Below are 267 nucleotides of genomic sequence, written 5' to 3' on the forward strand. Positions count from 1 at the left end.
AGTCGTGCATCCAGCCCATGTTCCACTTCAGCCCGAAGCCGAGCCCGCCGAAACCGCTCGGGCCCTTGTGGTGGGTGGCCCGGGTGACGCCGTCCCAGGCGGTGGACTCCTCGGCGATGGTGACCACGCCCGGCACCCGCCGGTACAGGGTCGCGTTCATCTCCTGGAGGAAGGCCACCGCGTCCAGGTTCTCCCGGCCGCCGTGCTCGTTCGGCAGCCACTGGCCCTCCTCGCGCGAGTAGTCGAGGTAGAGCATCGAGGCGACCG

General features: G+C 70.0%; 1 pseudogene. It reads right to left on the reverse strand.

Annotated features, from left to right (window positions below):
- Positions 1-267 (reverse strand): annotated as a pseudogene (locus WN71_RS39320) (1,4-alpha-glucan branching enzyme); the annotation flags it as partial.

The organism is Streptomyces mangrovisoli (assembly GCF_000974985.2).
Lineage (GTDB): Bacteria > Actinomycetota > Actinomycetes > Streptomycetales > Streptomycetaceae > Streptomyces > Streptomyces mangrovisoli.